This window comes from Acidovorax sp., from assembly GCF_027492855.1.
Classification (GTDB): domain Bacteria; phylum Pseudomonadota; class Gammaproteobacteria; order Burkholderiales; family Burkholderiaceae_C; genus Acidovorax.
Genome location: NZ_JAPUDY010000072.1, coordinates 122,984 through 145,156, shown reverse-complemented (window position 1 = coordinate 145,156; position 22,173 = coordinate 122,984). Strand labels below are relative to the sequence as shown.

At 64.3% G+C, this 22,173-nt stretch carries 22 protein-coding genes; 21 read left to right on the top strand and 1 reads right to left on the bottom strand.

Annotated elements, in window-relative coordinates:
* Positions 1-21 precede the first annotated feature (21 nt).
* The 15 genes from Q0105_RS14220 (at position 22) to hisD (ending at position 16,952) form a co-directional block, all read left to right on the top strand.
* Positions 22-726, top strand: coding sequence for a transposase (locus Q0105_RS14220; protein WP_298212786.1), 705 nt, complete (start codon positions 22-24; stop codon positions 724-726).
* A gap of 176 nt (positions 727-902) precedes the next feature.
* A complete protein-coding gene (locus tag Q0105_RS14215) occupies positions 903-5,636 on the top strand; it encodes a glutamate synthase-related protein (RefSeq protein WP_298212785.1) in 4,734 nt (1,577 codons plus the stop codon).
* A gap of 48 nt (positions 5,637-5,684) precedes the next feature.
* A complete protein-coding gene (locus Q0105_RS14210) occupies positions 5,685-7,163 on the top strand; it encodes a glutamate synthase subunit beta (protein ID WP_298212784.1) in 1,479 nt (492 codons plus the stop codon).
* Between the two features lie 317 nt (positions 7,164-7,480).
* Positions 7,481-8,299 (top strand): ABC transporter ATP-binding protein, encoded by an 819-nt coding sequence (locus Q0105_RS14205; protein ID WP_298212783.1) that lies wholly within the window; start codon positions 7,481-7,483, stop codon positions 8,297-8,299.
* Positions 8,296-9,078 (top strand): lipid asymmetry maintenance ABC transporter permease subunit MlaE, encoded by a 783-nt coding sequence (gene mlaE, locus Q0105_RS14200; protein WP_298212782.1) that lies wholly within the window; start codon positions 8,296-8,298, stop codon positions 9,076-9,078. Before Q0105_RS14205 ends, mlaE begins: the two co-directional genes overlap by 4 nt.
* A gap of 36 nt (positions 9,079-9,114) precedes the next feature.
* Positions 9,115-9,603, top strand: a complete 489-nt coding sequence (gene mlaD / locus Q0105_RS14195) for an outer membrane lipid asymmetry maintenance protein MlaD (RefSeq protein ID WP_298212781.1) — start codon at positions 9,115-9,117, stop codon at positions 9,601-9,603.
* On the top strand, positions 9,600-10,391 hold the full coding sequence (locus Q0105_RS14190; protein ID WP_298212780.1) for a VacJ family lipoprotein: 792 nt from the start codon (positions 9,600-9,602) through the stop codon (positions 10,389-10,391). The genes mlaD and Q0105_RS14190 overlap by 4 nt, the downstream gene beginning before the upstream one ends.
* A gap of 114 nt (positions 10,392-10,505) precedes the next feature.
* Positions 10,506-11,174, top strand: a complete 669-nt coding sequence (locus tag Q0105_RS14185) for a phospholipid-binding protein MlaC (RefSeq protein ID WP_298212779.1) — start codon at positions 10,506-10,508, stop codon at positions 11,172-11,174.
* Between the two features lie 31 nt (positions 11,175-11,205).
* Positions 11,206-11,478, top strand: a complete 273-nt coding sequence (locus Q0105_RS14180) for an STAS domain-containing protein (protein WP_298212832.1) — start codon at positions 11,206-11,208, stop codon at positions 11,476-11,478.
* Between the two features lie 76 nt (positions 11,479-11,554).
* A complete protein-coding gene (locus Q0105_RS14175) occupies positions 11,555-12,493 on the top strand; it encodes an ABC transporter ATP-binding protein (protein WP_298212778.1) in 939 nt (312 codons plus the stop codon).
* On the top strand, positions 12,490-13,245 hold the full coding sequence (locus Q0105_RS14170; protein ID WP_298212777.1) for an ABC transporter permease: 756 nt from the start codon (positions 12,490-12,492) through the stop codon (positions 13,243-13,245). Before Q0105_RS14175 ends, Q0105_RS14170 begins: the two co-directional genes overlap by 4 nt.
* Before the next feature lie 16 nt (positions 13,246-13,261).
* Positions 13,262-13,504: a BolA family protein gene (locus tag Q0105_RS14165; protein ID WP_124510385.1), complete on the top strand. Its 243-nt coding sequence runs from the start codon at positions 13,262-13,264 to the stop codon at positions 13,502-13,504.
* Between the two features lie 92 nt (positions 13,505-13,596).
* Complete coding sequence (gene murA / locus Q0105_RS14160) at positions 13,597-14,883, top strand: UDP-N-acetylglucosamine 1-carboxyvinyltransferase (RefSeq protein ID WP_298212776.1); 1,287 nt, start codon at positions 13,597-13,599, stop codon at positions 14,881-14,883.
* A gap of 11 nt (positions 14,884-14,894) precedes the next feature.
* Positions 14,895-15,542: an ATP phosphoribosyltransferase gene (gene hisG, locus Q0105_RS14155; protein ID WP_298212831.1), complete on the top strand. Its 648-nt coding sequence runs from the start codon at positions 14,895-14,897 to the stop codon at positions 15,540-15,542.
* A gap of 21 nt (positions 15,543-15,563) precedes the next feature.
* Positions 15,564-16,952, top strand: a complete 1,389-nt coding sequence (gene hisD / locus Q0105_RS14150) for a histidinol dehydrogenase (RefSeq protein WP_298212775.1) — start codon at positions 15,564-15,566, stop codon at positions 16,950-16,952.
* Here the strand turns inward: hisD and Q0105_RS14145 are convergent.
* Complete coding sequence (locus Q0105_RS14145) at positions 16,936-17,364, bottom strand: DUF2917 domain-containing protein (protein ID WP_298212774.1); 429 nt, start codon at positions 17,362-17,364, stop codon at positions 16,936-16,938. The genes hisD and Q0105_RS14145 overlap by 17 nt on opposite strands.
* A 151-nt stretch (positions 17,365-17,515) precedes the next feature.
* Here Q0105_RS14145 and Q0105_RS14140 point away from each other — a divergent pair, with 151 nt between their 5' ends.
* The 6 genes from Q0105_RS14140 to hisH all read left to right on the top strand — a co-directional run bounded on the left by Q0105_RS14140 (position 17,516) and on the right by hisH (position 22,172).
* Entirely contained in the window at positions 17,516-18,964 is a 1,449-nt protein-coding gene (locus Q0105_RS14140) for a PLP-dependent aminotransferase family protein (RefSeq protein WP_298212773.1), read from the top strand.
* Between the two features lie 63 nt (positions 18,965-19,027).
* Positions 19,028-19,252 carry a hypothetical protein gene (locus Q0105_RS14135; RefSeq protein ID WP_063459809.1) on the top strand — a complete coding sequence of 75 codons (225 nt, stop codon included), beginning with the start codon at positions 19,028-19,030 and terminating at the stop codon, positions 19,250-19,252.
* A complete protein-coding gene (locus Q0105_RS14130) occupies positions 19,249-19,701 on the top strand; it encodes a PIN domain-containing protein (RefSeq protein ID WP_298212772.1) in 453 nt (150 codons plus the stop codon). Before Q0105_RS14135 ends, Q0105_RS14130 begins: the two co-directional genes overlap by 4 nt.
* Complete coding sequence (locus tag Q0105_RS14125) at positions 19,698-20,819, top strand: aminotransferase class I/II-fold pyridoxal phosphate-dependent enzyme (RefSeq protein WP_298212771.1); 1,122 nt, start codon at positions 19,698-19,700, stop codon at positions 20,817-20,819. Before Q0105_RS14130 ends, Q0105_RS14125 begins: the two co-directional genes overlap by 4 nt.
* Positions 20,816-21,451: an imidazoleglycerol-phosphate dehydratase HisB gene (gene hisB / locus Q0105_RS14120; RefSeq protein WP_298212770.1), complete on the top strand. Its 636-nt coding sequence runs from the start codon at positions 20,816-20,818 to the stop codon at positions 21,449-21,451. Before Q0105_RS14125 ends, hisB begins: the two co-directional genes overlap by 4 nt.
* Positions 21,452-21,503: 52 nt before the next feature.
* Positions 21,504-22,172, top strand: coding sequence for an imidazole glycerol phosphate synthase subunit HisH (hisH, locus tag Q0105_RS14115; protein WP_298212769.1), 669 nt, complete (start codon positions 21,504-21,506; stop codon positions 22,170-22,172).
* Position 22,173: the final 1 nt, after the last annotated feature.

Genomic DNA, 22,173 nt, shown 5'->3' with positions numbered 1-22,173 from the left:
CGCATTCATTGACCACCGCCCATGGCCCGCCTTCCACGCCTGACCCTGCCAGGCCACTTGCACCACGTGATCCAGCGTGGCAACAACCGCCAGCCTATTTTTCAGGATGGTGAAGACTTCGAGGCCATGCTCGGCCTGCTGGCCGACAACGCGCTCCGGCACGGGGTGGCTGTCCATGCCTATGTACTCATGGACAACCACTTTCACCTGCTGGTCACCCCTTCGGCTCCCGAGGCGCTGCCGCAGATGATGCAGGCTGTGGGGCGGCGCTATGTGCAGTATTTCAACCGCCGCCATGGGCGCACCGGCACCCTGTGGGAGGGGCGCTACCGGTCCACCGTGTTACAGCCTGACAAGTACCTGCTGCCTTGCATGGTGTACCTGGATCTCAACCCGGTGAGGGCAGGGCTGGTGGCGAATACGGCGGACTACCCATGGTCCAGCCATGCCCATTGGCGCGGCGTGCGCAACGATCGGCTGCTCACTCCCCACGCCTTGTACTGGGCGCTGGGCAATACACCGTTTGCCCGCGAGGCGGCCTATGCGGCGCTGGTGCAGACGGGGATCGGGTCGCTGGAGCAGACGGCGCTCACGGCTTCGGCCCTGAGCGGGTGGGCCCTGGGCGATGCCGAATTCATCGAGGGTTTGCAAAAACAGACACCACGTCGGGTTGTGCAGGGGCAGGCGGGGCGCCCCAAGAGTACAAAAAATACAGAAGAAAATTAGCCCTTGCGCTTTGTTTTATTGGCTAGATTGCTATCAATTTAGATATGTCCCTAATAAAATATCAAACTGCGCTGCTTGGTTATTAAATAGAATCCGACCCTAATTAATATGCTTGCCAAAGCATGTTGCAATGCACTAATCTTCCACTCCCTGCGAAAAAATATGAGGAGTGCGCCATGACCACGGCTGCCGAGATCCAGCATCTGCAACAACACGGTTTGTATTCATCGGGTAACGAACACGACGCCTGCGGCCTCGGGTTTGTGGCCCACATCAAGGGCATCAAGCGCCACGACATCGTGACGCAGGCCCTGAAGATCCTGGAAAACATCGACCACCGTGGCGCCGTGGGTGCCGACCCGCTGATGGGTGATGGCGCAGGTATCCTGATCCAGATCCCTGACGCGCTGTACCGTGAAGAAATGGCCAAGCAAGGCGTGACCTTGCCCGCTGCTGGTGAATACGGCGTCGGCATGATCTTCCTGCCCAAGGAGCACGCCTCCCGTCTGGCCTGCGAGCAGGAAATGGAGCGCGCCATCAAGGCCGAAGGCCAGGTGCTGCTGGGCTGGCGTGATGTGCCGGTGAATGTGGACATGCCCATGTCCCCCACCGTACGCAAGAAGGAGCCCATCCTGCGCCAGGTGTTCATCGGCCGTGGCAACGATGTGATCGTGCAGGATGCTCTGGAGCGCAAGCTGTACGTGATCCGCAAGACGGCCAGCGCCAACATCCAGGCGCTCAAGCTCAAGCACAGCAAGGAATACTACGTTCCGTCCATGTCCAGCCGCACCGTGGTTTACAAGGGCCTGCTGCTGGCCGACCAGGTGGGCGTGTACTACAAGGACCTGTCGGACGAGCGTTGCATTTCGGCCATCGGCCTGGTGCACCAGCGTTTTTCCACCAACACCTTCCCCGAGTGGCCGCTGGCCCACCCCTACCGCTATGTGGCGCACAACGGTGAAATCAACACCGTCAAGGGCAACTACAACTGGATGAAGGCGCGCGAAGGCGTGATGGCCTCGCCCGTGCTTGCGGCCGATCTGCAAAAGCTCTACCCCATCAGCTTTGCCGACCAGTCCGACACCGCCACGTTCGACAACTGCCTGGAGCTGCTGACCATGGCGGGCTACCCCATCAGCCAGGCAGTGATGATGATGATCCCCGAGCCCTGGGAGCAGCACACCACCATGGACGAGCGCCGCCGCGCCTTCTATGAGTACCACGCCGCGATGCTGGAGCCCTGGGACGGCCCTGCCTCCATCGTGTTCACCGATGGCCGCCAGATCGGCGCCACGCTGGACCGCAACGGCCTGCGCCCATCGCGCTACTGCATCACCGACGACGACCTGGTCATCATGGGCTCTGAATCGGGCGTGCTGCCCATTCCTGAGAACAAGATCGTGCGCAAGTGGCGCCTGCAGCCCGGCAAGATGTTCCTGATCGACCTGGAACAAGGCCGCATGATCGATGACGACGAGCTGAAAGCCAACGTCGTCAACACCAAGCCCTACAAGCAGTGGATCGAGAACCTGCGCATCAAGCTCGACAGCATCGAAGCCGGTGCCGAGGCCGCTGCGCCCCAGGCCGCTGATCTGCCCTTGCTGGACCGCCAGCAGGCCTTTGGCTACACGCAGGAAGACATCAAGTTCCTGATGGCCCCCATGGCCAAGAACGGCGAAGAAGGCATTGGCTCCATGGGCAACGACAGCCCGCTGGCTGTGCTGTCGGGCAAAAACAAGCCGCTGTACAACTATTTCAAGCAGTTGTTTGCGCAAGTGACGAACCCGCCGATCGACCCGATCCGCGAGGCCATCGTGATGTCGCTCAACAGCTTCATCGGCCCCAAACCCAACCTGCTGGACATCAACCAGGTCAACCCGCCGATGCGGCTCGAGGTGAGTCAACCCGTGCTCGACTTTGCCGACATGGCGAAGCTGCGCGACATCGAGCGCTACACGCAGGGCAAGTTCAAGAGCGCGACCATCGATATCACCTACCCGCTGGACTGGGGCCGTGAAGGCGTGGAAGCCAAGCTCGCCTCGTTGTGCGCGCAGGCTGTGGACGCCATCAAGGGCGGCGCCAACATCCTGATCATCAGCGACCGCGCCGTGAGCGCCACACAAGTGGCCATCCCCGCGCTGCTGGCGCTGTCGGCCATTCACCAGCACCTGGTGGGTGCGGGCTTGCGCACTACAACGGGTTTGGTGGTCGAGACCGGTACCGCGCGCGAAGTGCACCACTTTGCCGTGTTGGCTGGCTACGGCGCCGAGGCCGTGCACCCCTACCTCGCCATGGAAACCCTGGCCGAGATGCACAAGGATCTGGGCGGCGACCTGTCGGCCGACAAGGCCATCTACAACTACGTCAAGGCGATTGGCAAGGGCCTGTCCAAGATCATGTCCAAGATGGGCGTGAGCACCTACATGAGCTACTGCGGCGCCCAACTGTTCGAGGCCATCGGCTTGAACACGGAAACCGTGGGCAAGTATTTCACCGGCACGGCCAGCCGCGTGGAAGGCATCGGCGTGTTTGAAATCGCCGAAGAAGCCATCCGCATGCACAAGGCGGCCTTTGGTGACGACCCCGTGCTCGAAACCATGCTGGATGCGGGCGGCGAATACGCCTGGCGCGCCCGCGGCGAAGACCACATGTGGACGCCTGACGCGATTGCCAAGCTGCAGCACAGCACGCGTGCCAACAACTGGAACACGTACAAAGAGTACGCCCAACTGATCAACGACCAGAGCAAGCGCCACATGACGCTGCGCGGCCTGTTCGAGTTCAAGATCGACCCCGCCAAGGCCATCTCCATCGACGAAGTCGAGCCCGCCAAGGAGATCGTCAAGCGTTTTGCAACCGGCGCCATGTCGCTCGGCTCCATCTCCACCGAGGCCCATGCCACGCTGGCCGTGGCCATGAACCGCATCGGCGGCAAGAGCAACACCGGTGAGGGCGGCGAAGACGCAGCGCGCTACCGCAACGAGCTCAAGGGCATCCCGATCAAGAAGGGCGACACGCTCAAGAGCGTGATCGGTGTGGAGAACGTAGAAGTCGATCTGCCTTTGCTGGACGGCGACTCGCTGCGCAGCCGCATCAAGCAGGTGGCTTCGGGTCGCTTTGGCGTCACCGCCGAATACCTGTCGTCGGCTGACCAGATCCAGATCAAGATGGCCCAGGGCGCCAAGCCCGGCGAGGGCGGCCAACTGCCAGGCGGCAAGGTCTCCAACTACATCGGCAAGCTGCGCCACAGCGTGCCCGGTGTGGGCCTGATCTCGCCACCACCCCACCACGACATCTACTCCATCGAGGACTTGGCCCAACTGATCCACGATCTGAAGAACGTCGCACCCCATGCCGGTATCAGCGTCAAGCTGGTGTCCGAAGTGGGTGTGGGCACCATCGCTGCAGGCGTGGCCAAGTGCAAGAGCGACCATGTCGTGATCGCCGGGCACGATGGCGGCACGGGCGCATCGCCCTGGTCGTCCATCAAGCATTGCGGCGGCCCCTGGGAAATCGGCCTGGCCGAGACCCAGCAAACGCTGGTGCTCAACCGCCTGCGCGGCCGCATTCGGGTGCAGGCCGACGGCCAGATGAAGACCGGCCGCGACGTCGCCATCGGCGCGCTGCTGGGTGCCGATGAATTCGGCTTCGCCACTGCACCGCTGGTGGTGGAAGGCTGCATCATGATGCGCAAGTGCCACCTCAACACCTGCCCCGTGGGCGTGGCCACGCAAGACCCCGAGCTGCGCAAGAAATTCTCGGGCAAGCCCGAGCATGTGGTGAACTACTTCTTCTTCATCGCTGAAGAAGTGCGCCAGATCATGGCCCAGCTGGGCATCAAGAAGTTCGACGATCTGATTGGCCGCACCGACCTGCTCGACATGCGCGCTGGCCTCTCCCACTGGAAGGCGCGTGGCCTGGATTTTGGCCGCCTGTTCGCCCAGCCCAATGTGCCCGCCGAGGTGCCACGCTTCCACGTGGATGTGCAAGACCACAACATCGAGCACACGCTGGACCGCAAGCTCATCGAGCGCAGCCGCCCCGCCATTGACAAGGGCGAGCGCGTGCAGTTCATCGAAGTGGCGCGCAACGTGAACCGCTCTGTGGGCGCCATGCTCTCGGGTGCCGTGACACGTGCCCACCCCGAAGGCCTGCCAGACGACACCATCCGCATCCAGCTCGAAGGCACGGGCGGCCAGTCGTTCGGCGCGTTCCTCACGCGTGGCATCACGCTGTACCTGATTGGCGATGCCAACGACTACACGGGCAAGGGCCTGTCGGGTGGCCGCGTCATCGTGCGCCCCAGCATCGACTTCCGTGGCGACGCAGTGCGCAACACCATCGTGGGCAACACGGTGATGTACGGCGCCACCACGGGTGAAGCCTTCTTCAGCGGCGTGGCGGGTGAGCGTTTTGCGGTGCGCCTGTCGGGTGCCACGGCTGTGGTGGAAGGCACGGGCGACCACGGTTGTGAATACATGACCGGTGGCACCGTGCTGGTGCTGGGCAAGACCGGCCGCAACTTCGCGGCGGGCATGAGCGGCGGCGTCGCCTACGTCTACGATGAAGACGGCCAGTTCGACACGCGCTGCAACCTGTCCATGGTTACGCTCGAGCGCATCCTGCCGGGCTCGGAGCAAGAGGCCACCGTGCCACGCGCCATCTGGCACAACGGCCAGACCGACGAAGCCCAGCTCAAGAAGCTGCTGGAAGACCACAACCGCTGGACGGGCAGCAAGCGCGCGCGCGAGCTGCTGGACAACTGGGCGGCATCGCGCGGCAAGTTCGTCAAGGTCTTCCCGACCGAGTACAAGCGTGCGTTGTCTGAAATTTATGAACGGAAAGTGCTGGAGGAGTCCGCTACACCAGCGGTAGCTGCTCCCAAAAATGAAGCGGTGCCAGCCAAATAAGGCGACCCCGCAGACCTTCGCACAGCATTCATAAACAAGGACACCGTCATGGGAAAAACTACCGGCTTCATGGAATACGAGCGCATCGAAGAGGGCTACAAGCCCGTGCCCGAGCGCTTGAAGCACTACAAGGAATTCGTCATCGGGCTCGACAGCGCCCAGGCCAAGGTGCAGGGCGCGCGCTGCATGGACTGCGGCACGCCGTTCTGCAACAACGGCTGCCCGGTCAACAACATCATTCCGGACTTCAACGACCTGGTGTACCACCAGGACTGGAAGAGCGCGATCGAGGTGCTGCACAGCACCAACAACTTCCCCGAGTTCACCGGCCGCATCTGCCCCGCGCCCTGCGAGGCGGCTTGTGTGCTCAACGTGAACGACGACGCCGTGGGCATCAAGTCCATCGAGCACGCGATCATCGATCGCGCCTGGGAAGAGGGCTGGGTCAAGCCCCGCCCGGCCAAGCACCAGACGGGCAAGAAGGTTGCCGTGGTGGGCTCTGGCCCCGCAGGCCTGGCCGCAGCCCAGCAACTGGCACGTGCTGGCCACAGCGTCACGCTGTTTGAGAAGAACGACCGCGTGGGCGGCCTGCTGCGCTACGGCATTCCCGACTTCAAGATGGAGAAGTCGCACATTGACCGCCGCGCCAAGCAGCTCGAGGCCGAAGGTGTGGTCATTCGCACCAGCGTGTTTGTGGGCGCGGCCAAGGACGGCCTGGGCAAGGGCTCCAAGGTCACCAACTGGGCCAAGGAAACCATCACGCCCGAGCAGTTGAACAAGGAGTTCGACGCCGTGCTGCTGACCGGTGGCGCAGAGCAATCGCGCGACCTGCCCGTGCCTGGCCGAGACCTCGATGGCATCCACTTTGCGATGGAGTTTTTGCCCCAGCAGAACAAGGTCAACGCGGGCGACAAGCTCAAGGGCCAGATCCTGGCCACGGGCAAGCATGTCATCGTGATCGGTGGCGGCGACACCGGCAGCGATTGCGTGGGCACCAGCAACCGCCATGGTGCGGCCAGCGTGACCCAGTTCGAGGTGATGCCCCAGCCCCCCGAGGTGGAGAACCGCCCGCTGACCTGGCCTTACTGGCCGCTCAAGCTGCGCACCAGCTCCAGCCACGACGAAGGCTGTGTGCGCGAGTTCGCCATCTCCACCAAGGAGTTCACGGGCGAAAAGGGCAAGGTCAAGAGCCTGACCACCGTGCAGGTCGAGTTCAAGGACGGCAAGCTGATCGAGGTGCCCGGCACCGAAAAACACTACCAGGCCGACCTGGTGCTGCTGGCCATGGGCTTTGTGAGCCCCGTGGCCGCGGTGCTCGACGCCTTTGGTGTGGACAAGGACGCCCGTGGTAACGCCCGCGCCAGCACCGAGTTCGACGGCGGCTACGCCACCAACGTGCCCAAGGTGTTTGCGGCCGGTGACATTCGCCGGGGCCAGTCGCTGGTGGTCTGGGCCATCCGCGAAGGCCGCCAGGCCGCCCGCGCGGTGGACGAGTTCCTTATGGGCTACTCGGATTTGCCCCGCTGATTGCAGGCAGGTTTTGTCCATTCAACGGCGCCCTCGGGCGCCGTTTCTTCTGGGGGCATGCCTTGCAAAGTGCCCGTCCGATGCGGGAAAACCACGGGGCCAGCGGTTCTGGTGCTTTGTTGGCACAATCGGGAACCCTGTCAATCCGGGGTTGCCTCGGTGCTTGCTGCATTGCAGGCCCGCATCCATACATCAATCTTTACAAACATACATGAATGTATGTTTGTATTTTCGGCTACCATTCTTGCTCGATCCCGCTGGGGGCGGGCCGGTGCCATGCGGGTGGGCCCTGGATTTTCACAACCCTTTTTCTTTGCATGCCCGAGTCGTCCTTTCTCGCCGAACTGCGCAACGTCACCTTCTCGTACGGTGACCGGGTCATCCTGCGCGACGTCACGCTGGCGGTGCCGCGTGGCAAGGTCACGGCGCTCATGGGGGCGTCGGGCGGCGGCAAGACCACGGTGCTGCGCCTGATCGGCGGGCAGCAGAAGGCCCAGAGCGGCCAGGTGCTGTTCGACGGGCATGACGTGGGCGGCATGGATGTCCAGGCCCTGTATGCCGCGCGCCGACGCATGGGCATGCTGTTCCAGTTCGGGGCGCTGTTCACCGACCTGTCCGTGTTCGAGAACGTGGCGTTTCCGCTGCGCGAGCACACGGATTTGTCCGAAGCCCTGATCCGTGACGTGGTGCTCATGAAACTGCATGCGGTGGGCCTGCGCGGTGCCCGCGACCTGTCGCCCAGTCAGATATCCGGCGGCATGGCGCGCCGTGTGGCGCTGGCGCGCGCGATCGTGCTCGACCCAGAGCTGGTCATGTACGACGAACCCTTTGCGGGCCTGGACCCGATTTCGCTGGGCACGGCGGCGCAGCTGATCCGCCAGCTCAACGACGCCATGGGCCTGACCAGTATCGTGGTTTCGCACGATCTGGAAGAAACCTTCCGGTTGGCGGACCACGTGATCATCCTGGGCGAGGGCGTGGTGGCAGCCCAGGGCACCCCCGAGGAAGTGCGTGCCAGCCAAGACCCACTGGTGCACCAGTTCGTGAACGCCTTGCCCACGGGGCCGGTGCCATTCCACTACCCAGGCCCGGCGGTGGCCGAGGACTTCGGTCCGATCGCGGGGCGTGTGTCATGAGCTGGTACAAGCCCTCGGATGTTGGTTTTGCCGTGCGCCAGAAGCTGGCGGACATCGGCATGGGCGCGCGCCTGTTTTTTCAACTGGTGCGACTGGCCGGAGCGACCTTTTTGCGGCCTGGGCTGGTGCGCGATCAGATCCATTTTCTGGGCAACTACTCGCTGGCGATCATTGCGGTTTCGGGCCTGTTCGTGGGTTTTGTGCTGGGGCTGCAGGGCTACTACACACTGCAACGTTATGGCTCGTCGGAAGCCCTGGGCCTGCTCGTGGCCCTGAGCCTGGTGCGCGAGCTGGGGCCGGTGGTCACGGCGCTGCTGTTCGCGGGCCGCGCCGGTACCTCGCTCACGGCCGAGATCGGCCTGATGCGCGCGGGCGAACAGCTCAGTGCGATGGAAATGATGGCGGTGGACCCGGTGCGGCGCATTCTGGCCCCACGCTTCTGGGCCGGGGTGATCACCATGCCTTTGCTGGCGGCGGTGTTCAGCGCGGTGGGCATCATCGGTGGATGGATGGTGGGCGTGCTCATGATTGGCATCGACCCTGGGGCCTTCTGGAGCCAGATGCAGGGCGGCGTCGATGTCTGGAAAGACCTGGGCAACGGCGTGCTCAAAAGTGTGGTCTTCGGTTTCACCGTGACCTTTGTGGCACTGTTGCAAGGCTATGTGGCCAAACCCACGCCCGAGGGCGTGTCGCGTGCCACCACGCGCACGGTGGTCATGGCGTCCCTGGCGGTGCTGGCACTGGACTTCGTGCTCACGGCCCTGATGTTCAGTATCTGACGCCGGCAAAGCCGGTAGGTGAAGGAATCTCCAACAATGCAACGCTCCAAAAACGATCTCTGGGTAGGGCTCTTCGTCATGCTCGGCACGGTGGCGCTGGTGTTTCTGGCGCTGCAGTCGGCCAACCTGCTGAGCCTCAATTTCCAGTCGGGCTATCGCATCACGGCCCGTTTTGACAACATCGGCGGGCTCAAGCCCCAGGCGGCGGTGCGCAGCGCGGGCGTCGTGGTCGGGCGTGTGGAGTCCATCACTTTCGACGACAAGATCTTCCAGGCGCGGGTCACCCTGGCGATGGAAAATCGCTTTGGTTTTCCTAAAGATAGCTCGCTCAAGATACTCACCAGCGGCCTGCTGGGCGAGCAGTACATCGGCATCGAAGCCGGTGCAGACGAAAAAAACCTGGTGGAGGGTGACACGGTCACCGCCACCCAGTCGGCCGTGGTGCTTGAAAACCTCATTGGACAGTTTCTTTACAGCAAGGCCGAAGACGGCGGCAAACCTGCTGGGACAGGTGGCAAAAAATGACGAACAACCTACATTGCACGCGCGCGGCCTCCCGCGCCACTCCGATTTCGCGCTGGGCGGTTTACCTGGGGCTTTTGCTGGGCGCTTTGCTGCTTACAGGGTGCGCCACGGTGGCGAACCCCGACCCGCGTGACCCGCTGGAGTCCTACAACCGCAGCATGACCAACTTCAATGAACATGTCGATGCGCTGGTGCTTAAACCCGTGGCGATTGCCTATAAGGAGGCCACGCCAGCGCCTGTGCGCACGGGCGTCAGCAACTTCTTTGCCAACCTCGGCGATGTCTGGTCGTTCGTGAACAACGTGCTGCAACTGCGCGGCGAGGCGGCTGCGTCCAGCTTCATGCGCGTGAACGTGAACACCTTCATGGGCCTGGGCGGCGTGCTGGACATTGCCAGCGAGTTGGGCATTGAGCGCTACCGGCAGGATTTTGGCCTGACGCTGGGCCGCTGGGGCGTGGACACGGGGCCCTATTTTGTGCTGCCTGTCCTGGGGCCCTCCACCGTGCGCGATGCGTTCGCGCTGCTCGTGGATTTCAATGGCAATCCGTTGTCCTATGTGGACCCGGTGTCGGCCCGCAATTCGCTGTATGCCCTGCGTGCGGTGGATGTGCGCTCCAACCTGCTGCGCGCCGGTGCGGTGCTCGACAGCGCGGCGCTGGACAAATACAGCTTTACACGCGACGTGTACTTGCAGGTGCGCAACCAGGCGGGAGATGCGAACAACGGGGATGACGGCGACGACGGCAATTCCAGCGGCGGCATACTGCCCGAAGAGCCACCGCAATAAGGCATCCAGACCGCCTGGCAGGGCTGTTGCACTTGCTTGCAATACGCAACCGCCGCGACGCACACGGGCCGGACAAGGCCGCCACAATGATTTGACGGGCACAAGCCCGCGCCGATGAAAGCCAAAAAAATGATGATGATGAACCGACGTATCCTGGGGCGCATCGCCCTGTCCCTGGGTCTGGCCGCCAGTGTGTCGCTGGGTCTGCCTGGGGTGGCCCTGGCGGCCGACGAGGCGCCCGATGCGCTGATCAAGCGCCTGTCCGCCGACGTGCTCAACACCGTCAAGGCCGACAAATCCATCCAGAACGGTGATCTGGCCAAGGTGATCGCGCTGGTGGACAAGACGGTGATGCCCAACGTCAATTTCCGCCGCATGACGGCCGCTGCCGTGGGCCCCGGCTGGCGCCAGGCCACGCCAGAGCAGCAGAAGCGGCTGCAGGATGAGTTCAAGATCCTGCTGGTGCGCACCTATGCGGGTGCGCTGGCCCAGGTCAACGACCAAAGCATCCAGGTCAAACCCCTGCGCGCGGCGGCAGAGGACAAGGACGTGCTGGTGCGCACCGAGATCGTGGGCCGGGGTGACCCCATCCAGCTCGACTACCGACTGGAGAAAACCCCCGGCGACGGCGCAGGCTGGAAGATCTACAACCTGAACGTGCTCGGTGTGTGGTTGGTGGAAACCTACCGGGGCCAGTTCGCGCAGGAAATCAACGCCAAGGGCATCGATGGCCTGATCGACACGCTGGTGTCGCGCAACAAGACCAACGCCGCCAAGGGCTAAGAGGTTCAAAGCCGGAGAACACCCCATGTCCATGCTGGTTCTGCCATCCGAAATCACCCACCGTCAGGCCACGGCCTGCCTGCGCATGCTGATGCAGGGGCTTCGGGTGCACCGCCAAAGTGCGGTGGTGGTGGATGCCCATGCCCTGGCCGTGTTCGACACCTCGGCCTTGGCCGTGCTGCTGGAATGCCGGCGCGAGGCGCTGTCTGAGCGCAAGACCTTCGCCGTGCAGGGCCTGCCGCCCGCGCTGGCGAGCATGGCGGGGCTGTACGGCGTGGCCGATCTTCTGCCCGCAGTGCACTGACTGACGTACGGCAGGGCGGCGCATTGCAGGGCGCGCCGCAGCGCGTTTGTGCCCCAGGCCGTAAAATCGGGGGTTCATGCCCGCAGTCTCATTCCAAGCCATCTCCAAGACCTTTGCCACGCCCAAAGGCCCTTTTCAGGCGCTGAACCAGGTCAACCTGGACATCGAAGAGGGCGAGTTCTTCGGGCTCCTTGGCCCCAACGGCGCCGGTAAAACCACCCTCATCAGCATTCTGGCGGGCCTGGCGCGCGCGACTCACGGAAGAGTGCTGGTGCAGGGCAGCGACGTGCAGGCCCAGTATGCCGATGCACGCCGCAAGCTGGGCATCGTGCCGCAAGAGCTGGTGTTCGACCCCTTTTTCAACGTGCGCGAATCGCTGCGCATCCAGTCCGGCTACTTTGGCGTGAAGAACAACGACGCCTGGATCGACGAACTGCTGGAGAACCTGGGCCTGGCCGACAAGGCCAATGCCAACATGCGCCAGCTGTCGGGCGGCATGAAGCGCCGCGTGCTGGTGGCGCAGGCGCTGGTGCACAAGCCGCCCATCATCGTGCTCGACGAACCCACGGCGGGTGTCGATGTGGAACTGCGCCAGACCCTGTGGCATTTTGTCGCCCGCCTGAACAAGGAGGGGCACACCGTGCTGCTCACCACCCATTACCTCGAAGAGGCCGAAGCCCTGTGCAACCGCATCGCCATGCTCAAGGCGGGGCAGGTGGTGGCGCTCAACCGCACCTCCGACCTGCTCAAGGCGGCCTCGGGCAGCGTGCTGCAGTTCAAGACCGATGCCGCGCTGCCACCGGCCTTGGCGGTGTTGGCGCGGGTCACCGGGCGCATCGTGCAACTGCCCGCGCAGGATGCCGCAGAGATTGAAAGCCACCTGGCCGCGCTGCGCGTGGCGGGCGTCGAGGTGCAGGACATGGAAATCCGCCGCCCCGACCTGGAAGACGTGTTCCTGCAGGTGATGTCGGGCACGTCGGCTTCGAACATTCCCCTGTCGGAGGTCGCGCTATGACCGGCTGGCAAACCCTGTTTTACAAAGAGATTTTGCGGTTCTGGAAGGTCGGCTTTCAGACCGTGGCCGCGCCCGTGCTCACGGCCGTGTTGTATTTGCTGATCTTTGGCCATGTGCTCGAAGACCATGTGAAGGTCTACGACCGCATCAGCTACACCGCGTTTTTGGTGCCGGGCCTGGTGATGATGAGCGTGCTGCAAAACGCGTTCGCCAACAGCTCGTCGAGCCTGATCCAGAGCAAGATCATGGGCAGCCTGGTGTTTGTGCTGCTCACGCCGTTGTCGCACTGGGCCTGGTTCGTGGCCTATGTGGGCTCGTCCGTGGTGCGCGGGCTGATGGTGGGGCTCGGGGTGTTTATCGTCACCCTGGCGTTTGCGCAGCCTGAGTTTGCTGCGCCGCTGTGGATACTGGCCTTTGCCCTCCTCGGGGCGGCCTTGCTGGCCACGCTGGGGCTGATCGCGGGGCTGTGGGCCGACAAGTTCGACCAGATGGCCGCGTTCCAGAACTTCATCATCGTGCCCATGACCTTCTTGTCGGGCGTGTTCTATTCCATCCAGTCGCTGCCGCCGTTCTGGCAGGCCGTGAGCCACCTCAACCCGTTTTTCTACATGATTGACGGTTTCCGCTATGGCTTCTTCGGCCAGAGCGATACCTCGCCCTGGCTCAGCCTCGGCATCGTGGGCATCGCCTGGCTGGGCGTGAGCTTTCTCGCCGTGCACCTGCTGCGCACCGGCTACAAAATTCGAAACTGATTCCGAGCGCCCCTCCATGACCGCTGACCAACTCAAAGACCTCATCGCCGCCGGCCTGGCCTGCGAACACATCACGCTCGAAGGCGACGGCCGCCACTGGTACGCCACCATCGTCTCGGCCGAGTTCGAAGGCAAGCGCGCCATCCAGCGCCACCAGCGTGTGTACGCCACGCTGGGCGCCAAAATGCACACCGACGAAGTGCATGCGCTGTCGATGAAGACCTTCACCCCCGCCGAATGGGCGGCACAGGCGCCATAAAGCGGCAAGCCTTTTACTCACTTATTGATAGCTACTGGCGCTTTATGAATAAGCGCTAGAGCCGATTTTTATTCATATTCTGGTGACTTGACATGGACAAACTCCTGATTCGCGGCGGACGCAGCTTGCAAGGCGAGGTGCTGGTGTCCGGCGCCAAGAACGCCGCCTTGCCGGAGTTGTGCGCGGCGCTGCTCACGGCCGAGCCCGTGACCCTGCTCAACGTGCCCCAGCTGCAGGATGTGAGCACCATGCTCAAGCTCATCCGCAACATGGGCGTGACTGCAGAGCGCGCCGACGACGGCACGGTGCGCATTGACGCCAGCGGTCTGAACACGCCTGAGGCCCCCTACGAGCTGGTCAAGACCATGCGCGCCTCGGTGCTGGCGCTGGGCCCGCTGCTGGCGCGTTTTGGCGAGGCCACGGTGTCGCTGCCCGGCGGCTGCGCCATCGGCTCGCGCCCAGTCGACCAGCACATCAAGGGCATGGCCGCCATGGGCGCCGAGATCGTGGTCGAGCACGGCTACATGATCGCCAAGCTGCCCGCAGGCTGGACGCGCCTGAAGGGCGCGCGCATCACCACCGACATGGTCACGGTGACGGGCACCGAAAACTTCCTCATGGCCGCCGCCTTGGCCGAGGGCGAGACAGTGCTCGAAAACGCTGCGCAAGAGCCCGAGATTTCCGACCTGGCCGAGATGCTGATCGCCATGGGCGCAAAGATCGAAGGCCACGGCACCAGCCGCATCCGCATCCAGGGCGTGGACAAGCTCCACGGCTGCACCCACCGCGTGGTGGCCGACCGCATTGAGGCAGGCACTTTCTTGTGCGCCGTGGCTGCGGCGGGTGGCGACGTGCTGCTGCGCCACGGGCGCGCCGACCACCTCGACGCCGTGGTCGAGAAGCTGCGTGAGGCCGGTGCCCAGGTGCAGGCGGTTGAAGGTGGCATCCGCGTGCAAAGCCCTGGCGGCGCCACGCTCAAGGCTCAGGGCTTTCGCACCACCGAATACCCAGGCTTCCCCACTGACATGCAGGCCCAGTTCATGGCGCTCAACTGCATCGCCCAGGGCACGGCCACGGTGACCGAAACAATATTTGAAAACCGCTTCATGCATGTCAATGAGCTGGTGCGCCTGGGTGCCAAGATCCAGGTCGATGGCAAGGTGGCCGTGATCGAAGGCCTGGGCACCACGTCCAGCCGCCTGTCGGGCGCCAGCGTGATGGCCACTGACCTGCGCGCCTCGGCCAGCCTGGTCATCGCGGGCCTGGTGGCCGACGGCGAAACCGTGGTGGACCGCATCTACCACCTGGATCGGGGCTACGACTGCATGGAAGCCAAACTGCGCGGCATCGGCGCGGACATCGAGCGAGTAAAAGCATGAGCAGCAGCAACATGATCACCCTGGCGCTTTCCAAGGGCCGCATCTTCGACGAAACCCTGCCCCTGCTGGCCGCCGCTGGCATCGAGGTGCTGGAAGACCCCGAAAAATCGCGCAAACTCATTCTGCCCACCAACCAACCCAACGTGCGTGTGGTGCTGGTGCGTGCCACCGATGTGCCCACCTACGTGCAATACGGCGGCGCCGACATCGGCGTGACCGGCAAGGACACCCTTATCGAACACGGTGGCCAGGGCCTGTACCAGCCGCTCGACCTGCAAATCGCCAAGTGCCGTGTGAGCGTGGCTGTGCGCAACGACTTCGACTACGAGCGCGCCGTCAAGCAGGGCTCGCGCCTGAACGTGGCTACTAAATACACCAGCATCGCCCGCGACTTCTTCGCGAGCAAGGGCGTGCACGTGGACATGGTCAAGCTCTACGGCAGCATGGAGCTGGCGCCGCTGACCGGCCTGGCCGACGCCATCGTCGACCTGGTTTCCACCGGCAACACGCTCAAGGCCAACCACCTGGTGGAGGTCGAACGCATCATGGACATCAGCTCCTACCTCGTGGTCAACCAGGCCGCGCTCAAGCTCAAGCAGGCGCCGCTGCGCCGCATCATTGATGCGTTTGCTGCGGCCATTCCGGCCAACAAGAATTGAATTTTTTCTTCGATTGATACTATGACTTTGGTAGCTGCTCCCGCCCGTCTGTCAACCACTGCGGCCACTTTTGAGGCTGATTTTGCAGCCCGCCTGCATTGGTCTGCCGACACCGACGCGGCCATTGAGCAGCGAGTGGCCGACATCCTGGCCGACGTGCAAAAGCGTGGCGACGCCGCCGTGCTGGAGTACACCGCCCGTTTCGACGGCCTCGCGGCCCCTGACATGGCGGCGCTGGAACTGACCCAGGCCGACTTCAAGGCTGCATTCGACGCCATTCCTCAGGCCCAGCGCGACGCCCTGCAGGCGGCTGCCAAACGCGTGCGCAGCTACCACGAGGCGCAGAAAAAAGCCTCGGGCGAGAGCTGGAGCTACCGCGACGAAGACGGCACCCTGCTGGGCCAGAAGGTCACGCCGCTCGACCGCGTGGGCATCTACGTACCCGGCGGCAAGGCCGCCTACCCATCGAGCCTGCTGATGAACGCCATCCCGGCCCATGTGGCAGGCGTGCAGGAAATCATCATGGTTGTGCCCACGCCCGTGCGCGGCAGCGTGGCGACCGGTGGATCTGGCGACCAGGCAGCATCCAGCAAGGGCGAGCGCAACGAGCTGGTGCTGGCCGCAGCCTATGTGGCCGGTGTCACCCGTGCCTTCACCATCGGCGGCGCGCAGGCTGTGGCCGCGCTGGCCTACGGCACGTCCACGATTCCGAAGGTGGACAAAATCACCGGCCCCGGCAACGCCTATGTGGCCAGCGCCAAGAAGCGCGTGTTCGGCACCGTGGGCATCGACATGATCGCGGGCCCGAGTGAAATTCTGGTGCTGGCCGACGGCAGCACACCGCCCGACTGGGTGGCGATGGACCTCTTCAGCCAGGCCGAACACGACGAACTGGCCCAGAGCATCCTGCTGTGCCCCGACGCCGCCTATATCGAAGCCGTGCAGCGCGAGATCGACCGCCTGCTGCCCACCATGCCTCGTGCCGAGATCATCGCCAAGAGCCTCACCGGTCGGGGCGCGCTGATCCTCACCAAGGACATGGAAGAAGCCTGCGCCATCAGCAACCGCATCGCGCCGGAACACCTGGAGGTGAGCAGCAACGACCCGCACCGTTGGGAGCCTCTGCTGCGCCATGCGGGCGCGATCTTTCTGGGCGCCTACACCTCCGAGAGCCTGGGCGACTACTGCGCAGGCCCTAACCACGTGCTGCCCACCAGCGGCACGGCACGCTTCAGCTCGCCGCTGGGTGTGTATGACTTCCAAAAACGCAGCAGCCTCATCGAGGTGAGCGAGGCCGGTGCCCAGGTGCTGGGTACCATCGCCGCCGAGCTGGCCTATGGCGAGGGCCTGCAGGCCCACGCGCAAGCCGCCGAGATGCGGCTCAAAACCCCCGTCAAGCCGCGCCGCTGATCGCGTTCATTGCGCCGTGGGGCAGGGCGCCCGGCGCGGGCGTTGGCGCAGCGGTTTTCGGTTGCAATGCGCCTGCGGGTGCTGGCGAGTAGGCGGCACTTTCCGCCCGGCGCTTTGCCCAGTTCAGGTGCGCGGGCCGATGGCCCTCGGCGCTTACGCGCAGCCGCACCGGGCCGGTGAACGACAGGCGCTGGCCGGCCTCCAGAAAATAGTCTTCCAGCAGGCCATCGCAGGTCACCCAGACGCGGCCTTGTTCCACTTCGAGCAGGGCAATGTCGCCCGCGCGGAAGTCCAGCACCTGGACGGCCTGCAGGGGTGGCAGTGGCTGGCGCTTCCATTGCAGGGTGAGGGGGACCGCTGGCTGCGTAGGCAGAGCGGGCGACGGCGGGGTGGGGGTGTGCAGCGAGTTCATGCCTTCACTGTGCGGCCACCTGCCGCGCACCGCCAGCTACAGGCACGGACCATTTGGGCCAGTACAGAACCGCAAACTGATCCATCTGTACTGTACGCACTGGCGTGCCTCTGTACTGTCCATCAATCAAAGTGCCAGTACAGAATGCGGCATGGCCACCGATGACGCACCCCCGCTGTACCTGCAGATCGCCGAGCAGCTCGCGCAGCTGATCCGTAATGGCACCCTGGCGCGCGGCGAAAAGCTGCCGTCGGTGCGCGAGCTGGCGCGCCAGCATGCGGTGGCGCAGACCACGGTGGTGCAGGCCTACCACTGGCTGGAGGATGCGCGCCTGATCACCGCGCGCCCGCGCTCGGGCTTTTTTGTGGCGGCGCGGCCCGTGAGCCTGCCCGAGCCGAGCACACCGCGCGCCCTGCGCCGTCCGCGTGAGGTGGCGGTGGACTGGCTGGGCCAGCGCATTCTGGGGCGCAACCAGCCTGAGGACATGATCTCCTTCAGCAGCGGCACGCCGGGCTTCGAGCTGTTCAACCCCGACCGCGTGCGCCGCGCCGTGGTGCGCGCCGCGCAGCGCCACCGCAATTTGCTGTGCACCTACCCCACCTCCGCCGGGCACGAGGACGCCCGCCGGGCGCTTGCGCGCTATGCCGTCAGCCTGGGCTGCAGCCTGGACCCCGAGAACATCGTGATCACCGGCGGCTGCATGGACAGCATTGCGCTGTGCCTGCGCGCCGTGACCCAGCCGGGCGACGTGGTGGCGCTGGAGTCGCCCACACATTTCTCGTTTCTGGAGGTGCTGCAGGGTCTGCACCTCAAGGCGCTGGAGATCCCCACCCACCCGCGCCACGGCCTGTCGCTCGACGCACTGCAGCTCGCGCTGGACACTCAGCCCGTCAAGGCCGTGATGGCCGTGCCCACGCTGAGCAACCCGCTGGGCAGTTGCATGCCACAGGCCGAGCGCAAACGCCTGGCGCAGATGGCGGCGCGCCACGGCATGGCGGTGATCGAGGACGCGATCTACAACGACCTGGTCGAGGTGGATGAGATGCGCCGCACCGTCAAGTCGTACGACACCACGGGCCATGTGATGCTGTGCGATTCGTTCTCCAAAACGCTGGCGCCGGGCCTGCGCCTGGGCTGGCTGGAGGCGGGCCGCTGGACCGAGAAGGTGCGCGGCATCAAGGACCTGCAGGCGGGCGGACAGTCGGCCGTGCTGGAGCTGGCGCTGGCCGACCTCATCACCCAGGCGGGCCACGCGGCGGCCATGCGCCAGTTGCGCGCGGGTGTGGCGGCGCGCATGGACGAGGTGCGCCACATCATTGCGGCGCATTTTCCGCAGGGCACGCGCGTGAGCGACCCGCCCGGCGGCCTGCTGCTGTGGCTGGAGCTGCCACGTGCGCTCGACTCCGTACAGCTCCACGAGGCCTGCCTGGAGAAAAAGATATTGATTGCACCCGGCACCGTGTTCAGCACCAGCGGGCGCTTTCGCAATTGCCTGCGCATCGGGGTGGGTGGTGACTGGTCACCCGCGCACCTGGCGGCGCTGCGCACCGTGGGCGACATGGCCACGCGCATGCTGCAAAGCCAGCGGCAGGCAGCGTAGGCAAGGTATCGATAAATACAACACGAACTTCGTGTTGCACGAAGTTCGTGTAATATGACTCCCATGAAAAACGTCACCGTCACCATGGACGACGCCGTAGCCGAATGGGTGCGCGTGGAAGCCGCCAAACGCGGCAGCAGCGTGTCGCGCTTGCTTGGTGAATGGCTGGCTGAAAAAATGCGCCAGGAAGACGCCTACGCCCAGGCCATGCGCGAGGCGCTGGGTTTTGAGTCCTGGGGCGCATCGAGTGGCCCATACGTTCCGCGCGAGACCTTGTTTTTGCGATGAGCACCGTCCCCATCTTTATCGACACCGAGATACTGCTCGCCAGCGTGGATGACCGTGACCCGGTCCGCCAGGCCCGCGCCCGCGAATGGGTCAGCTTCTGCTGGCAGACGCGCAGCGGCCGCATCAGCTCGCAAGTGCTCAACGAGTTGTACAACCAGGCGATCCAGCGTTTTGACGGCCCACAGGTGCTGCAGCAGGTGCGCGCCCAGGTGCGCCGCCTGCGCGTGTGGCTGCCGCCGCACCTTGATGCGTACACCGTGGATGGCGCCTGGGACCTGCAGGACCGCTACCGCCTGGGCTACTGGGATGCACTCATCCTCTCGTCCGCCCACCAGCAGGGCTGCCGCTACTTGCTCACCGAGGCGCTGCCGCACGACCAGCCGCTGGACGCCGTGCGGCCCATCAACCCTTTTCTTCTCATCCCCAACGAACTGGACACCACCGAATGACTACTCCTGCGTCGTCTCCCCTCCAGGCCCTGGCCCGCATCCGCCCCGACGTGCGCGCCATGCACGCTTACGGCGTGCAGCCCTCCACCGGCATGCTCAAGATGGATGCGATGGAGAACCCGTTCCGCCTGCCCGCGCACCTGCAGGCTGCGCTGGGCCAGCGCCTGGGCGCAGTGGCGCTCAATCGCTATCCGGGTGACCGGTTGTTGGACCTGAAGGCTGCCCTCGCCAAGTACGCCGGCATGCCCGAGGGCTACGGCATCGTGCTGGGCAATGGGTCGGACGAACTCATCACCCTGCTGGCCCTGGCCTGCGCGCAGCCGGGTACCGGGCAGCGCGCCACCATGCTCGCCCCCATGCCGGGCTTCGTGATGTACCCGCTGTCGGCGCAACTGCAGGGCCTGGACTTTGTGGGTGTGCCGCTCACGCCCGATTTCGAACTGGACGAGCCCGCCATGCTGGCCGCCATCGCCCAGCACCAGCCTGCCATCACCTACATCGCCTACCCCAACAACCCCACGGCCACGCTGTGGGACGAGGGCGCGGTGCAGCGCATCATCGACGCCGCAGGTGCCCAAGGCGGCATCGTGGTGATGGATGAGGCCTACCAGCCCTTTGCCAGCCGCACCTTCATCGACCGCATGCGCGCCGAGCCCGCACGCAACGCGCATGTGTTGCTTATGCGCACGCTCAGCAAGTTTGGCCTGGCGGGTGTGCGCCTGGGCTACCTCATCGGCCCCGCCGCCTTTGTGAGCGAGATTGACAAGGTGCGCCCGCCCTACAACGTGAGCGTGCTCAACTGCGAAGCCGCGCTGTTTGCGCTGGAGCACGCCGACGTGTTTGCCGCCCAGGCCTTCGAGTTGCGTGCCGCGCGCACCACACTGGTTGAAGCGCTGCGCCAGATGCCCGGCATTGAAAAATGCTGGGACAGCGAGGCCAACATGGTGCTTGTGCGTGTGGCGGATTCCGCCAAGGCCTACGAGGGTATGAAAAACCGCAAGGTTCTCGTCAAGAACGTTTCTACAATGCATCCCATGCTGGTCAACTGCCTGCGCCTCACGGTGGGCTGCACCGAAGACAACACGCAGATGCTGGCTGCCCTGCAGGCCTCCCTATGACCTCCTCCGCACTCGTACCTTCCACCCCGTCCGACCCGATGGCCGACCGCATCGCCGAGGTCAACCGCAACACCGCCGAGACACGCATCCGCGTGCGCATCAATCTCGACGGCACCGGCCAGGCCAAGCTGCACACGGGCATCGGCTTCTTCGACCACATGCTCGACCAGATCGCCCGCCACGGGCTGATCGACCTGGACATCGACTGCGAGGGCGACCTGCACATCGACGGCCACCACACCGTGGAAGACGTGGGCATCACCCTCGGCCAGGCGTTTGCGCGCGCCGTGGGCGACAAAAAGGGCATTCGCCGCTACGGCCACGCCTATGTGCCGCTCGACGAAGCGCTCTCGCGCGTGGTGGTCGATTTCTCGGGCCGCCCCGGTTTGCACATGGATGTGAAGTTCACCTCTGGCAGCATCGGTCAGCTCGATACGCAACTGGTGTTCGAGTTCTTCCAGGGTTTTGTGAACCACGCGGGCGTGACGCTGCACATCGACAACCTCAAGGGCTTCAATGCCCACCACCAGTGCGAAACCATCTTCAAGGCCTTCGGGCGCACGTTGCGTGCGGCGCTGGAGCGCGACCCGCGCTCTGCGGGCGTCATCCCGTCCACCAAGGGTTCTTTGTGAAATTTTTAGATCAAATCGGGCGCTAGCGCTTGATGGATAAGCGCTAGCAGCTATGAATATAGAAGCAAAAACCGTTGCGGTGGTTGATTACGGCATGGGCAACTTGCGCTCGGTGTCGCAGGCCGTGTTGGCCGCCGCCGAGGGTACGGGCTGGACCGTGGTGGTCACCCAGCGCCCCGAGGACGTGCGCGCTGCCCAGCGCATCGTGCTGCCAGGGCAGGGCGCCATGCCCGACTGCATGCGCGAGCTGCGCGAATCGGGCCTGCAGGAATCCGTGCTCGAAGCCGCCGCCAGCAAGCCCATGTTCGGCGTGTGTGTGGGCATGCAGATGCTGCTGGACCACAGCGCCGAGGGCGACACCCCCGGCCTCTCCCTGATCCATGGCGATGTGCTCAAGTTCGACCTGGCGGGCCGTACCCAGCCAGACGGCAGCCGCTACAAGGTGCCCCAGATGGGCTGGAACCAGGTGCGCCAGATGGCGCACGGTGGCGCCGTGCACCCCGTGTGGGCTGGTGTGCCCGACAACAGTTACTTCTATTTCGTGCACAGTTTCTACGCGGTGCCGCAGCAAGCGGCCCACTGCGCAGGGCAGGCCGACTACGGCGGTTTGTTCGCAGCGGCCATTGCGCGCGATAATATTTTCGCCACGCAATTCCACCCGGAAAAGAGCGCGGAGCACGGCTTGGCCCTGTACCGCAACTTTCTGCACTGGAATCCCTGAT

What these genes read in the sequence shown, in the direction of transcription:
- Q0105_RS14165 (WP_124510385.1), top strand. Translation starts at nt 13,262, where the DNA reads ATGACCGCTGACCAACTCAAAGACCTCATCGCCGCCGGCCTGGCCTGC.
- Q0105_RS14175 (WP_298212778.1), top strand. Translation starts at nt 11,555, where the DNA reads ATGCCCGCAGTCTCATTCCAAGCCATCTCCAAGACCTTTGCCACGCCC.
- hisD (WP_298212775.1), top strand. Translation starts at nt 15,564, where the DNA reads ATGACTTTGGTAGCTGCTCCCGCCCGTCTGTCAACCACTGCGGCCACT.
- Q0105_RS14140 (WP_298212773.1), top strand. Translation starts at nt 17,516, where the DNA reads ATGGCCACCGATGACGCACCCCCGCTGTACCTGCAGATCGCCGAGCAG.
- Q0105_RS14185 (WP_298212779.1), top strand. Translation starts at nt 10,506, where the DNA reads ATGAAAGCCAAAAAAATGATGATGATGAACCGACGTATCCTGGGGCGC.
- Q0105_RS14125 (WP_298212771.1), top strand. Translation starts at nt 19,698, where the DNA reads ATGACTACTCCTGCGTCGTCTCCCCTCCAGGCCCTGGCCCGCATCCGC.
- Q0105_RS14220 (WP_298212786.1), top strand. Translation starts at nt 22, where the DNA reads ATGGCCCGCCTTCCACGCCTGACCCTGCCAGGCCACTTGCACCACGTG.
- Q0105_RS14130 (WP_298212772.1), top strand. Translation starts at nt 19,249, where the DNA reads ATGAGCACCGTCCCCATCTTTATCGACACCGAGATACTGCTCGCCAGC.
- hisB (WP_298212770.1), top strand. Translation starts at nt 20,816, where the DNA reads ATGACCTCCTCCGCACTCGTACCTTCCACCCCGTCCGACCCGATGGCC.
- Q0105_RS14180 (WP_298212832.1), top strand. Translation starts at nt 11,206, where the DNA reads ATGCTGGTTCTGCCATCCGAAATCACCCACCGTCAGGCCACGGCCTGC.
- Q0105_RS14190 (WP_298212780.1), top strand. Translation starts at nt 9,600, where the DNA reads ATGACGAACAACCTACATTGCACGCGCGCGGCCTCCCGCGCCACTCCG.
- Q0105_RS14210 (WP_298212784.1), top strand. Translation starts at nt 5,685, where the DNA reads ATGGGAAAAACTACCGGCTTCATGGAATACGAGCGCATCGAAGAGGGC.
- mlaD (WP_298212781.1), top strand. Translation starts at nt 9,115, where the DNA reads ATGCAACGCTCCAAAAACGATCTCTGGGTAGGGCTCTTCGTCATGCTC.
- hisH (WP_298212769.1), top strand. Translation starts at nt 21,504, where the DNA reads ATGAATATAGAAGCAAAAACCGTTGCGGTGGTTGATTACGGCATGGGC.
- mlaE (WP_298212782.1), top strand. Translation starts at nt 8,296, where the DNA reads ATGAGCTGGTACAAGCCCTCGGATGTTGGTTTTGCCGTGCGCCAGAAG.
- Q0105_RS14215 (WP_298212785.1), top strand. Translation starts at nt 903, where the DNA reads ATGACCACGGCTGCCGAGATCCAGCATCTGCAACAACACGGTTTGTAT.
- Q0105_RS14135 (WP_063459809.1), top strand. Translation starts at nt 19,028, where the DNA reads ATGAAAAACGTCACCGTCACCATGGACGACGCCGTAGCCGAATGGGTG.
- Q0105_RS14205 (WP_298212783.1), top strand. Translation starts at nt 7,481, where the DNA reads ATGCCCGAGTCGTCCTTTCTCGCCGAACTGCGCAACGTCACCTTCTCG.
- Q0105_RS14145 (WP_298212774.1), bottom strand. Translation starts at nt 17,364, where the DNA reads ATGAACTCGCTGCACACCCCCACCCCGCCGTCGCCCGCTCTGCCTACG.
- murA (WP_298212776.1), top strand. Translation starts at nt 13,597, where the DNA reads ATGGACAAACTCCTGATTCGCGGCGGACGCAGCTTGCAAGGCGAGGTG.
- hisG (WP_298212831.1), top strand. Translation starts at nt 14,895, where the DNA reads ATGATCACCCTGGCGCTTTCCAAGGGCCGCATCTTCGACGAAACCCTG.
- Q0105_RS14170 (WP_298212777.1), top strand. Translation starts at nt 12,490, where the DNA reads ATGACCGGCTGGCAAACCCTGTTTTACAAAGAGATTTTGCGGTTCTGG.